The sequence below is a fragment of the Streptomyces sp. NPDC013317 genome, from assembly GCF_055563155.1.
The window spans coordinates 115452-135999 of the sequence record NZ_JBVHDX010000010.1 but is presented as its reverse complement, the minus strand read 5'-3'; the positions used below and the strand labels follow the sequence as shown (position 1 = coordinate 135999).

18 protein-coding genes are annotated in these 20548 nt (G+C 70.6%); 7 read left to right on the top strand and 11 right to left on the bottom strand.

Annotated elements, in window-relative coordinates; genetic code table 11:
- The first annotated feature begins 148 nt into the window (after positions 1–148).
- The 6 genes from ACZ3IJ_RS25115 to ACZ3IJ_RS25090 all read left to right on the top strand — a co-directional run bounded on the left by ACZ3IJ_RS25115 (position 149) and on the right by ACZ3IJ_RS25090 (position 5756).
- The gene (locus ACZ3IJ_RS25115) at positions 149–964 is read left to right on the top strand and encodes an ABC transporter ATP-binding protein (RefSeq protein ID WP_467471661.1); all 816 of its coding nucleotides are present in this window, start codon (positions 149–151) and stop codon (positions 962–964) included.
- The gene (locus tag ACZ3IJ_RS25110) at positions 961–1752 is read left to right on the top strand and encodes an ABC transporter ATP-binding protein (protein ID WP_467471659.1); all 792 of its coding nucleotides are present in this window, start codon (positions 961–963) and stop codon (positions 1750–1752) included. The genes ACZ3IJ_RS25115 and ACZ3IJ_RS25110 overlap by 4 nt, the downstream gene beginning before the upstream one ends.
- A complete protein-coding gene (locus ACZ3IJ_RS25105; RefSeq protein ID WP_467471658.1) occupies positions 1749–2639 on the top strand; it encodes a branched-chain amino acid ABC transporter permease in 891 nt (296 codons plus the stop codon). Before ACZ3IJ_RS25110 ends, ACZ3IJ_RS25105 begins: the two co-directional genes overlap by 4 nt.
- On the top strand, positions 2632–3759 hold the full coding sequence (locus ACZ3IJ_RS25100; RefSeq protein WP_467471656.1) for a branched-chain amino acid ABC transporter permease: 1128 nt from the start codon (positions 2632–2634) through the stop codon (positions 3757–3759). Before ACZ3IJ_RS25105 ends, ACZ3IJ_RS25100 begins: the two co-directional genes overlap by 8 nt.
- Positions 3756–5027 (top strand): ABC transporter substrate-binding protein, encoded by a 1272-nt coding sequence (locus ACZ3IJ_RS25095; RefSeq protein WP_467471654.1) that lies wholly within the window; start codon positions 3756–3758, stop codon positions 5025–5027. The genes ACZ3IJ_RS25100 and ACZ3IJ_RS25095 overlap by 4 nt, the downstream gene beginning before the upstream one ends.
- A 147-nt stretch (positions 5028–5174) precedes the next feature.
- Positions 5175–5756, top strand: a complete 582-nt coding sequence (locus ACZ3IJ_RS25090) for a GNAT family N-acetyltransferase (RefSeq protein WP_467471653.1) — start codon at positions 5175–5177, stop codon at positions 5754–5756.
- Positions 5757–5822: 66 nt separating this feature from the next.
- Here the strand turns inward: ACZ3IJ_RS25090 and pssA are convergent, their stop codons facing one another.
- The 9 genes from pssA to ACZ3IJ_RS25045 form a co-directional block, all read right to left on the bottom strand.
- Positions 5823–6698, bottom strand: coding sequence for a CDP-diacylglycerol--serine O-phosphatidyltransferase (gene pssA, locus ACZ3IJ_RS25085; RefSeq protein ID WP_383177307.1), 876 nt, complete (start codon positions 6696–6698; stop codon positions 5823–5825).
- On the bottom strand, positions 6691–7347 hold the full coding sequence (locus ACZ3IJ_RS25080; protein WP_260226710.1) for a phosphatidylserine decarboxylase: 657 nt from the start codon (positions 7345–7347) through the stop codon (positions 6691–6693). Before ACZ3IJ_RS25080 ends, pssA begins: the two co-directional genes overlap by 8 nt.
- A gap of 180 nt (positions 7348–7527) precedes the next feature.
- The gene (locus tag ACZ3IJ_RS25075; RefSeq protein ID WP_467471651.1) at positions 7528–8733 is read right to left on the bottom strand and encodes an acyl-CoA dehydrogenase family protein; all 1206 of its coding nucleotides are present in this window, start codon (positions 8731–8733) and stop codon (positions 7528–7530) included.
- A gap of 2 nt (positions 8734–8735) precedes the next feature.
- Positions 8736–9260: a MaoC family dehydratase gene (locus tag ACZ3IJ_RS25070; RefSeq protein WP_030320137.1), complete on the bottom strand. Its 525-nt coding sequence runs from the start codon at positions 9258–9260 to the stop codon at positions 8736–8738.
- 5 nt (positions 9261–9265) lie between these two features.
- Complete coding sequence (locus ACZ3IJ_RS25065) at positions 9266–10231, bottom strand: HpcH/HpaI aldolase/citrate lyase family protein (RefSeq protein ID WP_467471650.1); 966 nt, start codon at positions 10229–10231, stop codon at positions 9266–9268.
- Positions 10228–12240, bottom strand: a complete 2013-nt coding sequence (locus ACZ3IJ_RS25060; protein WP_467471648.1) for a protein meaA — start codon at positions 12238–12240, stop codon at positions 10228–10230. Before ACZ3IJ_RS25060 ends, ACZ3IJ_RS25065 begins: the two co-directional genes overlap by 4 nt.
- A gap of 14 nt (positions 12241–12254) precedes the next feature.
- Positions 12255–13592 (bottom strand): crotonyl-CoA carboxylase/reductase, encoded by a 1338-nt coding sequence (ccrA, locus tag ACZ3IJ_RS25055; RefSeq protein WP_467471647.1) that lies wholly within the window; start codon positions 13590–13592, stop codon positions 12255–12257.
- A gap of 391 nt (positions 13593–13983) precedes the next feature.
- Positions 13984–14835: a TetR family transcriptional regulator gene (locus ACZ3IJ_RS25050; RefSeq protein ID WP_467471645.1), complete on the bottom strand. Its 852-nt coding sequence runs from the start codon at positions 14833–14835 to the stop codon at positions 13984–13986.
- Between the two features lie 121 nt (positions 14836–14956).
- The gene (locus ACZ3IJ_RS25045) at positions 14957–16738 is read right to left on the bottom strand and encodes a 3-hydroxyacyl-CoA dehydrogenase family protein (RefSeq protein WP_467471644.1); all 1782 of its coding nucleotides are present in this window, start codon (positions 16736–16738) and stop codon (positions 14957–14959) included.
- Between the two features lie 311 nt (positions 16739–17049).
- Here ACZ3IJ_RS25045 and ACZ3IJ_RS25040 point away from each other — a divergent pair, with 311 nt between their 5' ends.
- Complete coding sequence (locus ACZ3IJ_RS25040) at positions 17050–17646, top strand: HEAT repeat domain-containing protein (protein ID WP_467471643.1); 597 nt, start codon at positions 17050–17052, stop codon at positions 17644–17646.
- Positions 17647–17729: 83 nt separating this feature from the next.
- On the opposite strand, the gene ACZ3IJ_RS25035 is transcribed toward ACZ3IJ_RS25040, so the two are convergent.
- Together ACZ3IJ_RS25035 and ACZ3IJ_RS25030 are read right to left on the bottom strand one after the other, a co-directional pair.
- Entirely contained in the window at positions 17730–19370 is a 1641-nt protein-coding gene (locus tag ACZ3IJ_RS25035) for an alpha/beta hydrolase (RefSeq protein WP_467471641.1), read from the bottom strand.
- Positions 19371–19480: 110 nt separating this feature from the next.
- On the bottom strand, positions 19481–20506 hold the full coding sequence (locus ACZ3IJ_RS25030) for an Rv2578c family radical SAM protein (RefSeq protein ID WP_467471907.1): 1026 nt from the start codon (positions 20504–20506) through the stop codon (positions 19481–19483).
- Between the last annotated feature and the right edge of the window lie 42 nt (positions 20507–20548).

Here is a 20548-nt window from a genome sequence, read left to right as displayed (position 1 = left end):
GACAGGCCCCTGACACGCGGTGTTGTGCGCGTGCACAACCCACCCCGGCGCCCGCTGGTCACCGGCAGCGTTTCGGCCGCTGCACGTGGACGGGCGGCCGTCCCGGTGCTGGGGTGAGCGCCACTGAACGGGCCACGGAAGGGGAACCATGGGAGGGACCGCACTCGCTCTCGAGATCGCGGACCTGTCGGCGGGGTACGGACCGGTACGCGCTCTGAGGCAGGTGTCGCTCACCGTGCCGGAGGGCGACGTCGTCACCGTCCTCGGCGGCAACGGAGCGGGCAAGTCCACACTGCTGCGGGCCGTCTCGCGCACACTGTCGTTCCACGGCGGGGCCGTCACCTCGGGCACCGTGACCTACGGCGACCGCCCCATCGGCGGGCTCCCGCCCGACCGGGTCGTCGCCGCCGGTGTCTGCCAGGTGCCGGAGGGACGGCGGGTCTTCGCCCGGATGACGGTCGAGGACAACCTGCGGGCGGGGGCGCTCGGCGCACGGGGCGACCGCGCCGCGAAGGCGGCGGCCCTGAAACGCGTCCACGAACTCTTCCCCGTCCTCGCCGACCGCGCCCACCAGCACGCCGGACTCCTCTCCGGCGGCGAGCAGCAGATGCTCGCCGTCGGCCGCGCCCTGATGGCCTCGCCGAAGCTGCTGCTCCTGGACGAGCCCTCCCTCGGCCTCGCCCCGCTCATGGCCGCCCGGATCGCCGACACGATCCGCGAGATCAACGCCCAGGGCACGGCCGTCCTCCTCGTCGAGCAGAACGCGGCGCTCGCGCTGCGGCTCGCCTCCCGGGCGTACGTCCTGGAGGTCGGCGAGGTCACCCTCTCCGGTCCGGCCGCCGAACTGGCCGCCTCCGACGAGGTACGCCGCCGCTACCTGGGCGTCGTCGACGAGGACGCCGCGGCCGACGCGGCGACCGCCACCACCGCCCACCCCGTCCTCTCCCGCTGGGAGGGCCGATGACCGCGACCGCGGAGCCCGTCCCCGCCCTCGACGTCCGCGACGTCACGGTCCGCTTCGCCGGACTCACCGCCCTCGACTCCGTCTCCTTCACCGTCCGCCCCGGCACGGTCCACGCCGTCATCGGCCCCAACGGCGCCGGCAAGTCCACCTGCTTCAACGTGCTCTCCGGCGTGTACAGGGCGACCTCCGGCAGCGTCCGCTTCGGCGCACACGAACTCACGGCCCTGCCCCCGCACAGGATCGCCGACCTCGGGGTGGCCCGGATCTTCCAGAACCTCGCGCTGCCGCCCCGCGCCACCGTCGAGGACAGCCTGATGCTCGGCCGCCACCGGCTGACCCGGAGCGGTTTCCTCGCCACCGGGCTCCGGCTGCCGGCCGCCGCCCGCGAGGACGCCCGGCACCGTGCCCGCGTCCGCGAGATCGCGGCCTTCGTCGGGCTGGAGAAGCAGCTCGCCCAGCCCGCCGGCTCGCTTCCGTACGGGCAGCAGAAGCTGGCCGAGCTCGCCCGCGCCCTCTGCATGGAGCCCAAGCTGCTCCTCCTCGACGAACCGGTGGCCGGCATGACCGCCGACGAGCGGCGCCGTACAGCCGCCGTCATCGCCGGCGTCCGCGACAGCCTCGGGATCTCCATCGTCCTCGTCGAACACGACATGGGGGTGGTGATGCGGCTCGCCGACGCCGTCACCGTCCTCGACTTCGGCCGTCGGATCGCCGACGGCGCCCCCGGCGACGTACAGAACGACCCGGCGGTCGTCCGCGCCTACCTCGGAGAGGAGACCGCCGAGTGACCACCTTCGCCGAACTGCTGCTCAACGGAGTCTCGTTGGGCTCGATCTACGCCCTCATCGCCCTCGGCTTCGTGGTGATCTTCCGCGCCACCGAGGTCGTCAACTTCGCCCACGCCTCCCTGCTGCTCGCGGGCGGCTACTTCACGGCCGTCCTCCACGAGGACATCGGCTTCTGGCCCGCGCTGCTCGTCGGCATCGGCGGCGCGGCGCTGGTCGGCGCGGCCGTCGAGTTCCTCGTCATGCGCCGCTACCGCGGCTCCGACCACAGCGTCCTCGCCATCGTGACCATCGGCGTCGACATCCTGCTCGCCACCGAGCTGACCCGCCGCATCGGCACGGACATCCTCGCGCTCGGCGACCCCTGGGGCGACGCCGTCGTCACCTTCGGGCCGGTCAGCCTGGCGCAGACCCGGATCGCGGCCTTCCTCGCCGCGGCGCTGCTCATCACCGCGTTCCTGCTCGCCTTCCGCCACACCTCCTGGGGCGTCGCCATGCGCGCCGCCGCCGAGAACCAGGAGACAGCCGCCCTGATGGGCATCCGCCTCGGCCGGGTCTCCCTCGGCGCCTGGGCGGTGGCCGGCGGACTCGCCGCCGTCGCCGCGCTCTTCCTCACCGTCTTCCCGACGCCCGGCCTGGAGCGCAGCACCTCGTTCGCCGCGATGAAGGCCTTCCCGGCCGCCATCCTCGGCGGCCTCGACTCCACGACCGGCGCCCTCGTCGGCGGCCTCCTGGTCGGCGTCACCGAGTCCCTCGCCACCGGCTACCAGGGCGATCTGACCTTCCTCGGCCGGGGCATCGGCGACCTCGCCCCGTACCTGGTGATGGTTGCGGTGCTGCTGATCCGTCCGGCCGGACTCTTCGGCACGAAGGAGCTGGCCCGTGTCTGACGCGCTTCCCCGCCGTGGCGTCGCCACGCTCGCCCGCCCCCGTGTGTACGGCTGGGCAGCCGCCGGTCTCGTCCTCGCGGCCTTCCCCTTCTACCTGGACCGCTTCTGGCTCCAGGCCGGGCTCTTCGCGATGGCGGCCGCCATCGGCGCCATCGGCATCAACCTGCTGACGGGCGCAACCGGCCAGCTCTCCATGGGCCACGCCTTCTTCCTCGCCGTCGGCGCGTACGGCTACTGCGCCTTCGCCGGCGACGGGACGGACGGGCTCACCGGACTCGGCCTGCCGGGCTGGCTCGCCGCCGTCCTCGCCGTCGTCCTCGCGGGCCTGGCCGGCGGGGTGTTCAGTCCCATCGCGGGCCGGCTCACGGGGGCGTACCTCGGTATCGCCACCCTGGCACTGATCTTCATCGGCCAGCACGTCCTCTTCAATGCCCACGACCTCACCGGCGGATTCAACGGCCGGGCGGTCCCCCCGCTCAGCCTCTTCGGCCTCACCTTCGACGACACCGAACTCCTCGTCGCCCAGGTGCCGTTCGGCTCCGCGGAGAAGCTCTGGTACCTCGGCCTGGTCCTCCTCCTCGCGGGCGCGCTCTTCGCCCGCGGAGTCCTCCGCGGGCGCCCCGGCCGGGCCATGAACGCGATCCGGGACCACCGGATCGCCGCCGGGGTCATGGGCATCCCCGTGGCCCGCTACCGCGCCGCCGTCTTCGTCCTGTCGTCCATGTACGCGGGCCTGGCCGGCGTCCTGCTCGCGCTGGTCTTCCAGCGGACCGTGCCGGAGTACTTCGGCATGCTGCTCTCCCTCGAGTATCTGGCCATGATCGTCATCGGCGGTCTCGGCTCGGTCGCCGGCGCGGTGGTGGGAGGCGTCTTCGTCTCCCTGCTGCCGCAGCTCCTCAACCGGTACAGCGACGCTCTGCCCCTGGTCTCCGCCCCCGGGACGGGCGGGATCGCACCGGGGGAGGCCGCCCGCTATCTCTACGGCGCCGCCGTCGTCGCGGTGGTGCTCTTCCTGCCCGGAGGCCTGGTCAGGCCGGGCTTCCGCAGACCCGCCCGTACAACCGCCCGCACAACCGAGCGAACCGCCCAACCCTCGCACTCCTCTGGGGAGGAACGATGATCCACCGACGACAGGCGACCAGAACCATGGCCGTCGCGCTCGCCACCCTCGTCGCACTGACCGCCGCCGGCTGCAGCTCCAAGGCCAAGAGCGGCGACGAGAAGGGCACCGGCGCGGGCGGGGTGAAGGCCGGCACGGGCGTCACCGACAAGACCATCGCGGTCGGCGCGCTCACGGACATGACGGGCGTGTACGCCACCCTCGGCAAGAGCGTGACGCAGGCGCAGCAGCTCTACGTGAAGCAGGTCAACGCGGCCGGGGGGATCTGCGGACGGAAGCTGGAGCTGACCGTCCGCGACCACGGCTACGACCCGCAGAAGGCGCTCTCCGCCTATACCGAGCTGGAGCCGAAGGTCGCCGGCTACATGCAGTTCATCGGTTCCCCGTTCGTCGCCGCCGTCAAGCAGCGCGTCGACGGCCAGGACAAGGGGCTGGTGCTGCCCCAGGCCTGGTCGGCCTCGCTGCTCGGCTCCCCGTACATCCGCGTCCTCGGCTCCACGTACGACGTCGAGACGATCAACGCCGTCGACTTCCTCGTGAAGGAGAAGGGCCTGAAGTCCGGCGACAAGCTCGGCCACGTCTACTTCGAGGGCGACTACGGCGAGAACGCGCTGGCGGGCTCGAAGTACGCGGCCGGGAAGGCGGGTCTGACGGTCGTCGAGCAGAAGATCAAGCCCACCGACAACGACATGTCGGCCCAGGTCGCGGCGCTCAAGCAGGCAGGGGTGAAGGGCATCGTCATCAGCGCCGGACCGCGCCAGGCCGCCTCCCTCGTCGGCGTCGCGGCGGCGACCAAGCTCCTGGTACCGGTCATCGGCAACAACTCGGCCTTCGCGCCGCAGCTCCTCGGCACCCAGGCGGGCCCCGCGCTGGAGAAGATGTACTGGTTCGCCTCCCCGAGCCTGCCGATCGGCGCGGACACCCCCGCGGCCAAGAAGCTCGTCGCCGACTACAAGGCCGCGTACCCGAGCGACAGCCTCGACAACGGCATCGTCGCGGGCTGGACGGCGGCGAGCGTCTTCGGCGAGGCCCTGAAGACGGCGTGTGACGCCAAGGACCTCAGCCGCGAGGGCATCGACAAGGCGCTGCTGACGCTGAACGCCTACGACGCCGGATTCGGCACGCACGACTTCAGCGACCCGAAGGCCCCGTCCTCGCGCGAGTCCGTCATCCTCCAGCCGGACAAGTCCGTCCCGGGAGGCATGCGCACGGTCCGCGAGCCCTTCGTCTCCGACGCGGCGAAGGAGTTCACCCCGAAGGCCAGCTGAGCCGGGAGGCCGAGCCGGAGCACGACCCACGCCCCGCCGCGCATACCGCGCGGCGGGGCGTCCGTCGTGCGCGTCTCACCGCGCGCCTGCGGACGGCGCGGACCGCCGTGTCACCTCGGGGAAACACCGGCGTGTGAGGCTCGGCGCATGAGCACACCCGTCACCCCGCCGGCGGCCCCCGGCGCCCCCGCCACGGCCGAGCCCGCCCCCTCGGCCGTCCGGCTCGACCCGTCCACGATCCGCGCCCGGGCCTCCGACGGCCTCGCGGACCTCCTCGTCGACGCCGTCGGGGGCGGAGCCTCCCTCGGCTTCCTCGCGCCCCTGGACAAGGCCGAGGCGGTCTCCTGGTGGCGGGCGGTCGCCGAGGAGGCCGAGCGGGGCGTACGGGACGTCTGGGCGGCCCTCGGACCAGCGGGCGAGGTCCTCGGCGCGGTGACGCTCGTACGGACCGAGAAGCCGAACGGCCGCCACCGCGGCGAGATCGCCCGCCTGATCGTCCACCGCGAGGCCCGGGGCCGGGGCCTGGGCGGCCGGCTGCTGGCCGCCGCGGAGGCCCACGCCGCCCGCGAGGGCCTCACGCTCCTGATCCTGGACACCGAGACCGGCAGCCCCGCCGAGAGGCTCTACCGCAAGGCGGGCTGGATCCCGGCCGGAACGATCCCGGACTTCGCCGCGGACCCGGCCGGGACCCTCCGTCCCACCACGCTCTACTACAAGCGCCTGCCCTGATCCGGACACGACGAAGGGCCCGGGTGCTTCCCGCACCCGGGCCCTTCGTCGTCGTACACGTACCGCCTACGGCAGCTGAGCCGCCTCCGCCTGCCGCGCCTCCCGGCTTTCACGCCGGTTGTCGCGGAAGGTGTTCACCCGCCGGGCCGTGGCGAAGAGGGGGATCACCGCGCCCAGCACGACCTGCAGCGCGCAGCCGGTCTGGAGCAGCAGCTGTCCGCCGGGCGCGTCGAACGCCCAGGCCGCCAGCATCCCCATCGCACCCACGATCCAGCTGAGCATCGCCACCGCGAGGATGCCCCGCGGCTTGGGGTACTCGACCCGGCTCACCATCAGCCAGGCGACACCGATGATCGCCAGCAGCGTCGGGATGAACGGCAGCTCGAGAAGGACGATCGAGACGACCGTCAGCGCGCCGAAGGGGCTCGGCATGCCCTGGAACATGCCGTCCTTCATCGTCACGCACGAGAATCTCGCCAGCCGCAGCACCACCGCGAGCAGCACCACGATCGCGGCCACCGCCGAGACCTTCTGCTGCGCGCCGGGCGTGACCATGCCGTACACGAGTACGAAGTAGGCCGGGGCCAGCCCGAAGCTGATCAGGTCCGAGAGGTTGTCCAGCTCGGCGCCCATCGGCGACGAGCGCAGCTTGCGCGCCACGATGCCGTCGAACAGGTCGAAGATCGCCGCGGCGAGCATCAGGATCACGGCGGTGGCGGCGCTGTTGCGCGCCATGCCGGTCTCGGTGCTGCCGGTGAGGTGCGGGATGAGGATCCCGGTGGTGGTGAAGTACACCGCCATGAATCCACACGTCGCGTTACCGAGCGTGAGGGCGTCCGCTATGGACAGCCTCAGCGACAGCGGCATCTCCTCGGCGTCCTCGGCCTCCTCCGCGTCGCTGTCGGCGACCCACTCGGCGGCCCTGGTGTCGGGATCAATCACGGTCAATGCGAGTCACCCCCGCGGTCGTGGTCTGACCGACCTCGACGGCGACGTCCACACCCTCCGGAAGGTAGATGTCGACGCGTGACCCGAAACGGATCAGACCGATGCGCTCGCCCTGCTCCACCTTCGTCCCCTGGGGGATGTACGGCACGATGCGCCGGGCCACGGCGCCGGCGATCTGCACCATCTCGATGTCACCGAGCTCGGTGTCGAAGTGCCAGACAACGCGCTCGTTGTTCTCGCTCTCCTTGTTGAACGCCGGGACGAACCCGCCGGGGATGTGCTCCACGGACGTCACCGTGCCGGCCAGCGGCGCGCGGTTGACGTGGACGTTCAGCGGGCTCATGAAGATGGCGACCCGGGTGCGTCCGTCCTTCCACGGCATGATGCTCTGCACCACACCGTCGGCGGGGGAGATGACCCGGCCCTGAGCGATCTCGCGCTCGGGGTCGCGGAAGAACCACAGCATGCCCGCCGCCAGAGCGGTGGTGGGCACGGCGATGGCCGCGGCGCGCCGAGACCGGCGCGCACGCACGAGGCTCAGCGCCGCGGTGGCGACGGTCGGCAGAAGCCACGGCGATGCTCCGCGTGCGATGCGTACGCCGGCGAGGCTGTCGCGAGGTGCAGAGGTTTGGCTGTGGGGCATGGATGACCTTCGTAGCGGATGATGCCGCACTGGCAACGGGGGACGGCGGCTTTCCATCGATGCTATCGGGTGGGAGCCGCAACTGGGTAAGCCAGAAGCCGAGTCGGTCGGCCGGAAACGCTCAGAGAACGCTGACAGGGTGTGATCTTCTTCGCGGCCGAACCGACTCAAAAGCGACAATCAACCCTGGAACCGGTACTCCTCGAGCAACCGGCGGCCAATGATCATTTTCTGGATCTCGGCGGTACCTTCACCGATGAGCAGCATCGGAGCCTCGCGGTAGAGGCGCTCGATCTCGTACTCCTTCGAGAACCCGTATCCACCGTGGATACGGAAGGCGTCCTCGACGACTTCCTTGCAGTATTCGGAGGCGAGGTACTTCGCCATCCCTGCTTCGAGGTCGTTTCGTTCCCCGGAGTCCTTTTTGCGTGCTGCGTTCACCATCATGGCATGAGCGGCCTCGACCTTGGTAGCCATCTCGGCGAGCTTGAACTGAATCGCCTGGTGCTGGGCGATCGGCTTGCCGAAAGTGTGACGTTGCTGGGCATAAGAGACACCCAGTTCGAAAGCACGCTGAGCGACACCGCAGCCACGGGCCGCGACATTCACGCGGCCGACCTCCACGCCGTCCATCATTTGGTAAAACCCTCGGCCGGTGGCTCCGCCGAGTACCCGATTGGCCGGAATGCGCAGTCCGTCCATGATGAGTTCGGTCGTGTCGACGCCCTTGTAACCCATCTTGTCGATCTTCCCGGGGATGGTGAGGCCGGGGCGGACCTCTCCGAAGCCGGGCTCCTTCTCGACGAGGAAGGTCGTCATCGACTTGTGGGGCGCGGTGCCCTCCGGGTGTCCTTCGTCACTTCGGACGAGAACGGCGACCAGCGTTGACGTTCCGCCGTTCGTCAGCCACATCTTCTGGCCGTTCAGGACGTACTCGTCGCCGTCCTTGACCGCCTTCGACGTGATCGCCGACACATCCGAGCCGAGGCCCGGCTCCGACATCGAGAACGCGCCACGGGTCTCGCCGGCCGCCATCCGCGGGAGGAAGTAGTCCTTCTGCTCCTGCGTGCCGTGCTGCTTGAGCATGTACGCCACGATGAAGTGGGTGTTGATGATGCCGGAGACCGACATCCAGCCGCGGGCGATCTCCTCCACGCACAGCGCGTACGTGAGCAGCGACTCACCCAGACCCCCGTACTCCTCGGGGATCATCAGACCGAAGAGGCCGAGCTCCTTGAGCCCGTCGACGATCTGCTGCGGGTACTCGTCGCGGTGCTCGAGCTCGGTCGCGACCGGGATGATCTCCTTGTCGACGAACTCCCGGACGGTCTTGAGGATCTCCTGCTGGACATCCGTGAGCCCGGCGGTCTGGGCGAGTCGGGCCATGGCTACTTCTCCGTCTTCTTCGCGGGCTCGATGAGCTCGGGGCGGCCGGGCTGCTCGCCGCCGCGCTCCTTGATGTACGTCTCGGTGGGGACCATCACCTTGCGGCGGAACACGCACACCAGGGTGCCGTCCTGCTTGTAGCCCTTGGTCTCGACGTAGACGATGCCGCGGTCGTTCTTCGACTTCGACGGGGTCTTGTCGAGGACCGTGGTCTCGCCGTAGATGGTGTCGCCGTGGAAGGTCGGGGCCACGTGGCGCAGCGACTCGATCTCCAGGTTGGCGATCGCCTTGCCCGAGACGTCCGGGACGGACATGCCGAGCAGCAGGGAGTAGATGTAGTTGCCGACGACGACGTTCTTGCCGAAGTCCGTCGTGTTCTCGGCGTAGTTCACATCCATGTGCAGCGGATGGTGGTTCATCGTCAGCAGGCAGAAGAGGTGGTCGTCGTACTCGGTGACCGTCTTTCCGGGCCAGTGCTTGTAGACGGCGCCGACTTCGAACTCTTCGTAGGTGCGGCCGAACTGCATCGGACTCAGGCCTCCGGGATCTCGAACTTGGTGGTGCGCTCCATGCCGGCGGCGCGGCCCTTGCCGGAGATGACCAGCGCCATCTTGCGGGAGGCCTCGTCGATCATCTCGTCGCCGAGCATGGCCGAGCCCTTCTTGCCGCCGGCCTCGGAGGTGTAGTAGTCGTACGCGTCCAGGATCAGCTCGGCGTGGTCGAAGTCCTCCTGCGACGGGGAGAAGATCTCGTTCGCGGCGGCGACCTGGTCCGGGTGCAGCACCCACTTGCCGTCGAAGCCGAGCGCCGCGGCGCGGCGGGCGACCGCCTGGTAGCCCTCGGGGTTGCGGATCTGCAGGTAGGGGCCGTCGATCGCCTGGAGGTTGTTGGCGCGGGCGGCCATCAGGATCTTCATCAGGATGTAGTGGTAGGCGTCGGCGTCGTAGCCGGGCGGCTGCTCGCCGACGACCAGGGACTTCATGTTGATGGAGGCCATGAAGTCGGCCGGGCCGAAGATGATGGTCTCCACGCGCTGCGAGGCGGTCGCGATCGCGTTGACGTTGTTGAGGCCCTGGGCGTTCTCGATCTGCGCCTCGATACCGATCTTGCCGACCTCGAAGCCCATGGTCTTCTCGATCTGCGTCAGCAGCAGGTCGAGCGCCACGATCTGCTGGGCGTCCTGGACCTTCGGCAGCATGATGCAGTCGAGGTTCTGGCCGGCGCCCTCGACGACGGTGACGACGTCCCGGTACGTCCAGTGGGTCGTCCAGTCGTTGACGCGCACGACACGGGTCTTGCCGGTCCAGTCGCCCTCGTTGAGGAACGTGACGATGGTGTGGCGGGCCTCGGGCTTGGCGAGCGGCGCGCAGGCGTCCTCCAGGTCGAGGAAGACCTGGTCGGCGGCGAGCCCCTGGGCCTTCTCCAGGAAGCGCGGGTTGGAGCCGGGGACCGCCAGACACGAGCGACGCGGGCGGAGTCGGTTCACGGGGCTGGTCATGCGGGGACCTCCAGGGGGTCGAGCTTGTTCGCTTTCCGGATCTCGTCGACGATACGGCCGATGATCTCCGTGATACCGAAGTCCTTCGGTGTGAAGACGGCGGCCACACCCGCGCGCTTCAGTTCTGCGGCGTCGGCGTTCGGGATGATCCCGCCGACGATGACCGGCACGTCGGTCGCCCCCGCCTCGCGGAGTCGGTCGAGGACGTCCGGGACCAGCTCGGCGTGCGAGCCGGAGAGGATCGACAGACCCACGCAGTGCACGTCCTCCGCGAGGGCCGCGTTGACGATCTGCTCGGGCGTCAGCCGGATCCCCTGGTAGACCACCTCGAAACCGGCGTCACGCGCGCGCACGGCGATCTGCTCGGCCCCGTTGGAGTGCCCGTCCAGGCCCGGCTTGCCGACCAGGAGCCGCAGCCGCCCGGAGCCCAGCTCCGTGGCCGTCCGCGCCACCTTCTCCCGTACGAGGGCCAGCGGGGTGCCCTCCTCGGCCGTCACCGCCACGGGGGCGGAGGAGACGCCGGTGGGGGCGCGGAACTCGCCGAAGACGTCCCGCAGCGCCCAGGACCACTCGCCGGTCGTGACACCCGCACGGGCGCACTCCAGGGTGGCGGCGAAGAGGTTGCCGTCCCCGGCCGCCGTGGCCTTGAGGGCCGCGAGGGACTCCTGCGCCCGGTTCTCGTCACGGTTGTCGCGCCACTCGTGGAGCTTGGCGACGACCTTGGCCTCGTTGGCCGGGTCGACGGTCATGATCGCCGTGTCGAGGTCCGAGGTGAGCGGGTTCTCCTCGGTCGACTGGAAGATGTTCACACCGACGATCTTCTCGTCGCCGGCCTCGATCCGGGCGCGCCGCTCGGCGTGCGAGGAGACGAGCTGCGACTTGAGGTAGCCGGACTCGACGGCGGCCATCGCGCCGCCCATCTCCTGGATCCGGTCGATCTCGGCCAGGCACTCCTCGACGAGCGACTCGACCTTCGCCTCGATCACGTGCGACCCGGCGAAGATGTCCTCGTACTCCAGCAGGTCGGACTCGTGGGCGAGCACCTGCTGGATGCGGAGCGACCACTGCTGGTCCCAGGGCCGGGGCAGGCCGAGCGCCTCGTTCCAGGCGGGCAGCTGGACGGCGCGCGCGCGGGCGTCCTTGGAGAGCGTGACGGCCAGCATCTCCAGGACGATCCGCTGGACGTTGTTCTCCGGCTGTGCCTCGGTCAGACCGAGCGAGTTGACCTGGACGCCGTAACGGAACCGGCGCTGCTTGTCGTTCTCGATGCCGTACCGCTCCCGCGTGACCTTGTCCCAGATGCGGCCGAAGGCGCGCATCTTGCACATCTCCTCGATGAAGCGGACGCCCGCGTTCACGAAGAACGAGATGCGGGCGACGACTTCGCCGAAGCGGTCCGCCGGGACCTGGCCGGAGTCCCGGACCGCGTCGAGCACCGCGATCGCGGTCGACATCGCGTACGAGATCTCCTGGACCGGAGTGGCCCCCGCCTCCTGCAGGTGGTAGCTGCAGATGTTGATGGGGTTCCACTTCGGGATGTTGTTCACCGTGTAGGTGATCATGTCCGTCGTGAGGCGCAGCGACGGGCCGGGCGGGAAGACGTGCGTCCCGCGCGACAGGTACTCCTTCACGATGTCGTTCTGCGTGGTGCCCTGGAGCCGGGTGACGTCCGCGCCCTGCTCCTCCGCGACCACCTGGTAGAGCGCCAGCAGCCACATCGCCGTGGCGTTGATGGTCATCGAGGTGTTCATCTGCTCCAGGGGGATGTCCTGGAACAGCCGGCGCATGTCACCGAGGTGCGAGACCGGGACCCCGACCCGGCCGACCTCGCCGCGGGCGAGGATGTGGTCGGGGTCGTAGCCGGTCTGCGTGGGCAGGTCGAAGGCGACCGAGAGTCCGGTCTGTCCCTTGGCCAGGTTGCGCCGGTACAGCTCGTTGGACGCCTCGGCGGTCGAGTGACCGGCGTAGGTCCGCATGAGCCACGGCCGGTCCTTCTGACGCTCTGTCATGTGCGGTCCCGGGCTCAGATGTTACGGAAGCGGTTGATGGCGTCGATGTGCTTCGCGCGCATCTCCGGGTCGCGCACGCCGAGGCCCTCCTCGGGGGCGAGCGCGAGGACGCCGACCTTGCCCTGGTGCAGGTTCCGGTGGACGTCGTACGCGGCCTGGCCGGTGTCCTCCAGGGAGTAGACCTTGGAGAGCGTCGGGTGGATCTTGCCCTTGGCGATCAGGCGGTTGGCCTCCCACGCCTCGCGGTAGTTGGCGAAGTGCGAGCCGATGATGCGCTTGAGCGACATCCACAGGTAGCGGTTGTCGTACTCGTGCATGTAGCCCGAGGTGGAGGCGCAGGTGGTGATGGTGCCGCCCTTGCGGGTGACGTAGACGCTCGCGCCGAAGGTCTCGCGGCCCGGGTGCTCGAAGACGATGTCGATGTCCTCACCGCCGGTGAGCTCGCGGATGCGCTTGCCGAAGCGCTTCCACTCCTTCGGGTCCTGGGTGTGCTCGTCCTTCCAGAACTTGTAGCCCTCGGCGTTGCGGTCGATGACCGCCTCGGCGCCCATGGCCCGGCAGATGTCGGCCTTCTCGGGGGAGGAGACGACACAGATCGGGTTGGCGCCGCCGGCCAGCGCGAACTGGGTGGCGTAGGAGCCGAGACCGCCGCTCGCGCCCCAGATCAGGACGTTGTCGCCCTGCTTCATGCCGGCGCCGTTGCGGGAGACGAGCTGGCGGTACGCGGTGGAGTTGACGAGACCGGGGGAGGCCGCCTCCTCCCAGCTCAGGTGGTCGGGCTTCGGCATCAGCTGGTTGGACTTGACGAGAGCGATCTCGGCCAGGCCGCCGAAGTTGGTCTCGAAGCCCCAGATCCGCTGTTCGGGGTCGAGCATCGTGTCGTTGTGGCCGTCCGAGGACTCCAGCTCGACCGAGAGGCAGTGCGCGACGACCTCGTCGCCGGGCTTCCACGAGTTCACGCCGGGGCCGGTGCGCAGCACGACGCCCGCGAGGTCGGAGCCGATGATGTGGTACGGCAGGTCGTGGCGCTTGCTCAGGTCGGAGAGGCGGCCGTAGCGCTCCAGGAAGCCGAAGGTGGAGACCGGCTCGAAGATCGAGGTCCAGACCGAGTTGTAGTTGACCGAGCTGGCCATGACGGCGACCAGGGCCTCACCCGGCCCGAGCTCGGGCAGCGGAACGTCGTCGAGGTGGAGCGACTTGCGCGGGTCCTTGTCGCGGCTCTCGAGACCGCTGAAGATCTCGACCTCGTCCTTGTGGACGGTCACGGCTCGGTACGACTCGGGGAGCTCGAGGTTGGCGAAGTCCGAGGACGTGGAGTCCGGGGACTGGATCGCGTCCAGGATGTCCTTCACGGGGTGCCTCCGGCGGTGCGGCGTCTGAGGGAGACGCGCTGAGGGTTACGTCTGGGAGTGCTGCTCTGGAGGTGTGCCGTCGGTTCGGCGGGTGGTGCGGTGGCGGCGCCGGGTGGGCGCTGTGGGTTGCCTGTGACGCAGGCGTCCGGGCGCACAACCACGATGGCTTGTGGGGACAGCCGGCGCACGAGGAGACCTCGGCGCGCCGGCCGCCCGGACAACATCAACGTATGGCACCGCGTGTCACCTGACAAGGCACTGCGTGCCAACAATTTCACTCATATGCAATCCGCTGGTCACACATGAGCGATGATCGATCGAACGTCGGGGCAAAACGGGACGAGGGCCGCCCCCGGATGGGGTCGGCCCTCGTCGTGCGTGAGTCCGGTGTTCAGTCGCGGTTGAGCGCGTCCTGGATGGTCCGCATGACCTCGTCGAGCGGAGCGTCCGTACGCGCCACCGCCACGAGCACCCCGCCCTCGGCGGACGCGGTGGCCGCGGGAGCCTGCGGGGCCGTCTGGGAGCCCTGGGCGGCCGTCTGGGGGCCCGACTGCGGAGCCGAGGCCGGCCGGGCGCCTATGCCCGTACCGAACGTCTCCCGCACGATGGCGAAGGCGTGGTCCAGCTGCGCCTCCACGTCCCCCTGGCCGCCGGCCCGCAGCCAGCGGCGCAGGACGTGGTTGTGGGCCGTGACGACGGCCGAGGCGGCCACCTCGGCCAGCAGCGGGTCGTCGTTGCCGTCGTGATGGTCGCGCTCGTCGAAGTGGCCCAGCAGATAGCGGGTGAACAGCCGCTCGTAGCGGGCCACCGAGGCGATCTCGCGCTCCCGCAGAGTGGGCACCTCGCGGGTCAGCCGGTACCGCTCCACGGAGACCGCAGGGGACCCCGCGTACATCTTCATGACTTCCTTGATGCCCCGGCAGACGGTGTCCAGCGGGTGCTCGTGGGGCGGGGCGGCGTTCAGCACCGCCTCCGCCCGCACCAGCGTGTCGTCGTGGTCGGGGAAGATCGCCTCTTCCTTGGAGCGGAAGTGGCGGAAGAAGGTCCGGCGGGCGACCCCGGCGGCGGCGGCGATCTCGTCGACCGTCGTGGCCTCGTACCCCTTGGTGGCGAAGAGCTCCATGGCCGCGGCGGCCAGCTCGCGGCGCATCTTCAGCCGCTGCGCGGCCGCACGGGTGCCCGCCGCACTCTCCTGACCGTCGGAGGTGGACGTGGCACGGGGTGACTTCGCGGCCTTGGACATGTCCTGAACGTACTGCATCAGTGCGGGAGTGTGCCCAGGTGGGGGAGGGTCGCCCGGGCCCGTGCCGGGGGTGCCGTTGGGACCCCCGGGGCTCAGCAACCCTCCCCAGCCCGCGTAGGGCTCAGCGTCGGGCATATTCGCGGAAGCCGCGCCCCGTCTTGCGGCCGAGGCAGCCGGCCGCCACCAGGTGCTCCAGGAGAGGCGCCGGAGCCAGGCCCGGGTCGCGGAACTCGCGGTGCAGGACCTGCTCGATGGCGAGCGAGACGTCCAGGCCGACGACGTCGAGCAGCTCGAACGGACCCATCGGGTAGCCGCCGCCGAGCTTCATGGCGGCGTCGATGTCGTCCAGGGTCGCGTAGTGCTCCTCGACCATCTTGATCGCGTTGTTCAGGTACGGGAAGAGCAGCGCGTTCACGATGAACCCGGCCCGGTCGCCGCAGTCCACCGGGTGCTTGCGGATCTTCGCGGTGACCTCGCGGACGGTGGCGTGGACGTCGTCCGCGGTCAGGACCGTACGGACGATCTCCACCAGCTTCATCGCGGGCGCCGGGTTGAAGAAGTGCATCCCGATGACGTCCTGCGGGCGCGAGGTGGCGCGGGCGCAGGCGACGACCGGCAGCGAGGAGGTCGTGGTGGCGAGCACCGCGCCCGGCTTGCAGATCTTGTCGAGCCGGGCGAACAGCTCCTGCTTGACCGCCAGGTCCTCGGCGACCGCCTCCACGGCCAGGTCGACCTCGGCGAAGGCGTCGAGCGAACCGGCCGGGGTGATCCGGGCCAGCGTCTCGTCGCGGGCCTCGCCGCTCATCCGGCCCTTGTCCACGGAGCGCGCGAGGGACTTCGCGATCCGCGCCTTGGCGGTGTCGGCCTTCTCCTGGGAGCGGGCGGAGAGGACGACGTCGTACCCGGCCTTGGCGAAGACCTCGGCGATCCCGGAGGCCATCGTGCCGGAGCCGGCGACGCCGACCGAGCGGACCTCGCGGCCGCCGCCGACGGCGGCACTCTCCAGCGGGGTCAGCGCGTCGCGGACGACGGTGGCCGAGCCGGGCGCGTCGTACGTGTAGAACCCGCGGCCCGACTTGCGGCCCGTGAGACCGGCCTCACTGAGCTGCTTGAGGATCGGCGCGGGGGCGTGGAGCCGGTCGCGCGACTCGCTGTACATCGCCTCCAGGACGGTGCGGGCGGTGTCGATGCCGATCAGGTCGAGCAGCGCCAGCGGGCCCATCGGCAGACCGCAGCCCAGCCGCATGGCGGCGTCGATGTCCTCACGGGAGGCGTACTTCGCCTCGTACATCGCCGCGGCCTGGTTGAGGTAGCCGAAGAGCAGGCCGTCCGCGACGAAGCCAGGGCGATCGCCGACCGCGACGGGCTCCTTGCCCAGGTCGTGGACGAGCGCGGTGACGGCCTCGACGGCCTTCGGCGAGGTGAGGACGGAGGAGACGATCTCCACCAGCTTCATGGCCTGGACCGGGGTGAAGAAGTGCAGGCCGAGCACGCGCTCCGGGTGGGCGGAGTCGGCGGCCAGCCGGGTCACCGAGAGGGCGTTGGTGCCGGTGGCGATGATCGCGTCGGGCCGGACGACGGCGTCCAGGGCCCGGAAGACCTCCTGCTTGGCCTCGTACGACTCGGGCACGACCTCGATCACGAGGTCGGCGTCGGCCGCCGCCTGCAGGTCGGAGTAGGTGCGGAAGCGGGCGAGGACGTCCTGCCGCTCCTCCTCGGTGATCCGCTCGCGGGCCACCGCACGGGCGGTGGACGCCTCCAGGGCGGCGACGGCCTGGGTGGTGGCGGCTTCGCTGATGTCGATGCCGATGACCTCGCGGCCGGCCCGGGCGAGGACATCGGCGATGCCCTTGCCCATGGTGCCGAGACCGACGACGGCGATGGTGGAGAGAGGGGTGTCCATCAGGGGACTCCAGGAGGGAAGAGTGACGACTGAAGGCGGCGCGTGCGGGCGCGAACGGATCGCGAACGGAAAGCGCGGAGAGTTCGCGACGGAAGCGCGAAGAGGTCGCGTGGAAAAGGCGATGGACCCTGTCCCGGAGTCACATCGAAAACTGCCGAACCGACAAACTCGATCTCACGACGGCTGCGTCACCAGGCCGTTGTGAGCTTGCGGGGGTTACCCGCTCACCTGAGATTAACCGGCGGGTAACGAGCGCGCCAGTCCCGGGGAGTTCGGAAAATGTGATCTGGATCGCGGATACGCTGGCGGCCATGGAAATCGCCCAGGACCCCGAATTCTGCTCGATGATCGATCGATTGCGGGACGAGATCCACGACGGCACGGAAGGTGATCGAAAGGCATTCGAAGAACTCGCCGCCACCGAGGATCCCGAGGTGTTCGCCCGCGTCCTGACCGCGTCCGGGCACCCTCTCTGGGCCCGCGAGATCGCCGCCTTCCGGCTCGGCCTCGGCCGCGACCCCCGCGCCTTCGAAGCCCTGGTCCTGTTCCTCAACCACCGCGACCCCGAGCGCTGCGTCTCCGCCGCGTACGCCCTGGCCCGGCTGGGCGACCCGCGCACCGCGCGTGCGGCCGCCGCTCTCGCCACCAACGAACTCCGCGTCGCGTACGCCCTGTTGCCGGTGCGGCTGCTCGCCGACCTGCGCGCCCCCGAGTCCGTGCCGGCCCTCGTCACCGTCCTGGAGCGGCGCCTCGGGGCCGACGACCCGCACTGGCGCGTGGGCGTCGCCTGCGCCGAGGGGCTCGGCACCCTCGGTGACCCCCGCGCCCTGCCGGCCCTCGAGGCGGCCCTCCCTCACCCCCGCCTGGGCCGGGCGGCCGCGGAGGCACTGGCCCGGCTCGCCTCTTAGCGGCCCCGCTCCCGGTGGGCCGGACGCGCCTGGAGCGAGGCCGGGCCGAGGGCCTCGCCCCGCGCCGTCCGGACGGCGGCTCCTCAGCGCGCGTGGCCGAGGAGGCCGTGCAGGACCGCGCCGGCCGGGCGGTCGGCCGCCGTGGCGCTCGTGCCGTCCGGCGCCGTGCCGTCCGGCGCCCCGCCGTGTCGAGGAGTGGAGCTCGCCTTGAGCGGCTTCGGCTCGGGGAGCGCCTCGCAGACCGCGTCCGCCTCCGACAGCCCGTCGCCCCGCGGCACGGTTCCCGTGGCGAGGTACTCCGCGAGGTGCTCGTCCAGGCAGTCGTTGCCGGCCAGCGTCACTCCGTGGTTCCCGCCGCCCTCCTCGACCACCAGGCTGGAGCCCCGCACCATCCGCCGCAGCGCGAGAGCGCCCTCGTACGGGGTGGCCGCGTCGTCCGTCGCCTGGAGGATCAGGACCGGTGCCACCTCGTCGTTGGTGACGTCCGGGGGCGTCAGCGAGTCCACCGGCCAGAACGCGCACGGAGCGTTGTACCAGGCGTTGTTCCAGGTGGCGAAGGGCGCCTTGGCGTGCACGTCCCAGTTGTCCGTACGCCAGGTGCTCCAGTCGCGCGGCCACTTCGCGTCCCGGCACTGGACGCTGGTGTAGACCGAGTAGCCGTTGTCCGACGCCTTGTCCGGGGCCGCGTAGCTCTCGTACGCCCGGGTCAGCGGGACCGCGTCCGCGTCGTTGACGTACGCCGAGAAGGCCCCGGCGAGGGACGGCCAGTAGCCGTTGTAGTACCCGCCGGGCAGATAGGTGTCCTCGAGTTCGCCGGGGCCGACCTTGCCGCCCGCAGGGGCCTCCCGCAGGGCGTCCCGCATCCGGTACCAGGCGGCTTCGACCGCCGCCGGGTCCGAACCGAGCTTGTACGTCGCGTTCTGGCGGGCCACCCAGGCCATGAAGTCCTTGTGGCGCGTGTCGAAGGCGAGGTCCTGCGCGAGGTTGTCCTCGTACCAGACACCCCGCGGGTTGACGACGGAGTCCAGCGCCATCCGGCGCACCCGCTCCGGATACAGCCGCGCGTACACGGCGCCCAAATAGGTGCCGTAGGAGTACCCCAGGTAGGTGAGCCGGGGCGCGCCGAGCGCCTCGCGGATCGCGTCCATGTCCCTGGCCGCGCTGACCGTGTCGATGTACGGCAGGACGTCGGCGTACTTCTCGCCGCACGCCGCCGCGAAGGCCCGCGCGCGCTCGACGCCCTGCTGCTCGGCCTCCGCGCCGCTCGGGAGCGAGTCGGGGCGTACCGGGGCGAAGTGGCCTGGCCTGCAGTCGAGTGCGGGCTCGCTCCTGCCGACCCCGCGCGGATCGAAGCCGATCACGTCGTACTGCGCCGCCACCGCCGCGGGAAGCGAGGCGGCCACGTACCCGGCCAGGGTGCGTCCACTGCCGCCCGGTCCGCCCGGGTTCACCAGCAGCGGCCCCTGGGACTCCTTCGCCGAGTGCGGGATCCGGGTCAGCGCAAGGGTGATGCTCCGGCCGGCCGGGTCGTCGTGGTTCAGCGGCACCTCGAGCGCGGCGCACTGGAGCTTCGGATACGCCGAGGTGGCACAGCCGCTCCAGACGAGCGGCGCGATCGGACGGGGGGACGGCTCGGGCCGGGGGGTCGCGGACGCGGGCAGGACGGTGGCCGTCCCGGCGACCAGCGCCCCAGCGGCGAGCAGCATTCCTGCGCGTGTGGTCATAGGGCGTCCGTGCCCCGGCAGGCATCCGGAAGGACCTGTTCCGGCGAGAGTTGACCCGATCAGGCGATCCGTCCGAGCCGTTCAGATCCTCCGGGGTCCGTGATGCGCCGTCAGAGGAGGCTGAGCTGCTCGGGCGTCCCGGCGAGCGCGGGCTCCTCCGGCGCAGGGATCCGGCGTGGTGTGCCCCGGCGGGCCGGTCCGATGCCGAACTCCGCGGCCAGCTCGTGCACCTGACGGGTGATCCGGCGCTGGTACCAGGTCGGTGCGTAGGCCCCGGCCGCGTACATCCGCTCGTACCGCCCCACCAGATGCGGGTGGTGCTGCCGCAGCCAGGTGAAGAACCATTCGCGAGCGCCCGGCCGCAGATGGAGGACGAGCGGGGTCACGGAGGTCGCGCCCGCCTCCGCGACGGCGCGCACGGTCTCCCGCAGCTGCTCGGGGCGGTCGCCGAGGAAGGGGATCACCGGGGCCATCAGCACCCCGCAGCCGATGCCGTGCTCGCCGAGTGTGCGGACGACGTCCAGGCGCCGCTCGGGGGAGGGCGTCCCGGGCTCGACCGTGCGCCACAGCTCCCGGTCGGTGAAGCCGACGGAGACGGAGATGCCGACCTCGGTCACCTCCGCGGCCTGCACGAGCAGGTCGAGGTCGCGCAGGATCAGGGTGCCCTTGGTGAGGATGGAGAACGGGTTGGCGTGGTCCCGCAGGGCCTCGATGATCCCCGGCATCAGGCCGTAGCGTCCCTCGGCCCTCTGGTAGCAGTCGACATTGGTGCCCATCGCGATGTGCGCGCCCTGCCAGCGGCGGGAGGCGAGCTGGCGGCGCACCAGCTCCGGCGCGTTGACCTTCACCACGATCTGGGAGTCGAAGCCGAGGCCGGTGTCGAGGTCCAGGTAGCTGTGGGTCTTGCGGGCGAAGCAGTACACGCACGCGTGCGTGCACCCGCGATACGGGTTGACCGTCCACTCGAAGGGCATGCGGGAGGCGCCCGGCACCCGGTTCACGATCGAGCGGGCCCGCACCTCGTGGAACGTGATCCCGCGGAACTCCGGTGTGTCGAACGTACGGGTGGTGACCGCGTCCGTACCGAACAGAGCGGTCCCGGCGGCGCTGTCGTCGCCCAGGTTGTCCCAGCGCATGGACGCCTCCTCGGTGGCTGTCGCCTCGGTCCTGGACACAGA

Excerpts from the sequence above, each read along its gene's own strand:
- ACZ3IJ_RS25050 (WP_467471645.1), bottom strand. The coding sequence starts at position 14,835 with ATGTCCAAGGCCGCGAAGTCACCCCGTGCCACGTCCACCTCCGACGGT.
- ACZ3IJ_RS25070 (WP_030320137.1), bottom strand. The coding sequence starts at position 9,260 with ATGCAGTTCGGCCGCACCTACGAAGAGTTCGAAGTCGGCGCCGTCTAC.
- ACZ3IJ_RS25035 (WP_467471641.1), bottom strand. The coding sequence starts at position 19,370 with ATGACCACACGCGCAGGAATGCTGCTCGCCGCTGGGGCGCTGGTCGCC.
- ACZ3IJ_RS25060 (WP_467471648.1), bottom strand. The coding sequence starts at position 12,240 with ATGACAGAGCGTCAGAAGGACCGGCCGTGGCTCATGCGGACCTACGCC.
- ACZ3IJ_RS25110 (WP_467471659.1), top strand. The coding sequence starts at position 961 with ATGACCGCGACCGCGGAGCCCGTCCCCGCCCTCGACGTCCGCGACGTC.
- ACZ3IJ_RS25095 (WP_467471654.1), top strand. The coding sequence starts at position 3,756 with ATGATCCACCGACGACAGGCGACCAGAACCATGGCCGTCGCGCTCGCC.
- ACZ3IJ_RS25075 (WP_467471651.1), bottom strand. The coding sequence starts at position 8,733 with ATGGCCCGACTCGCCCAGACCGCCGGGCTCACGGATGTCCAGCAGGAG.
- ACZ3IJ_RS25045 (WP_467471644.1), bottom strand. The coding sequence starts at position 16,738 with ATGGACACCCCTCTCTCCACCATCGCCGTCGTCGGTCTCGGCACCATG.
- ACZ3IJ_RS25090 (WP_467471653.1), top strand. The coding sequence starts at position 5,175 with ATGAGCACACCCGTCACCCCGCCGGCGGCCCCCGGCGCCCCCGCCACG.
- ACZ3IJ_RS25080 (WP_260226710.1), bottom strand. The coding sequence starts at position 7,347 with ATGCCCCACAGCCAAACCTCTGCACCTCGCGACAGCCTCGCCGGCGTA.
- ACZ3IJ_RS25065 (WP_467471650.1), bottom strand. The coding sequence starts at position 10,231 with ATGACCAGCCCCGTGAACCGACTCCGCCCGCGTCGCTCGTGTCTGGCG.
- ACZ3IJ_RS25040 (WP_467471643.1), top strand. The coding sequence starts at position 17,050 with ATGGAAATCGCCCAGGACCCCGAATTCTGCTCGATGATCGATCGATTG.
- ACZ3IJ_RS25030 (WP_467471907.1), bottom strand. The coding sequence starts at position 20,506 with ATGCGCTGGGACAACCTGGGCGACGACAGCGCCGCCGGGACCGCTCTG.
- ACZ3IJ_RS25115 (WP_467471661.1), top strand. The coding sequence starts at position 149 with ATGGGAGGGACCGCACTCGCTCTCGAGATCGCGGACCTGTCGGCGGGG.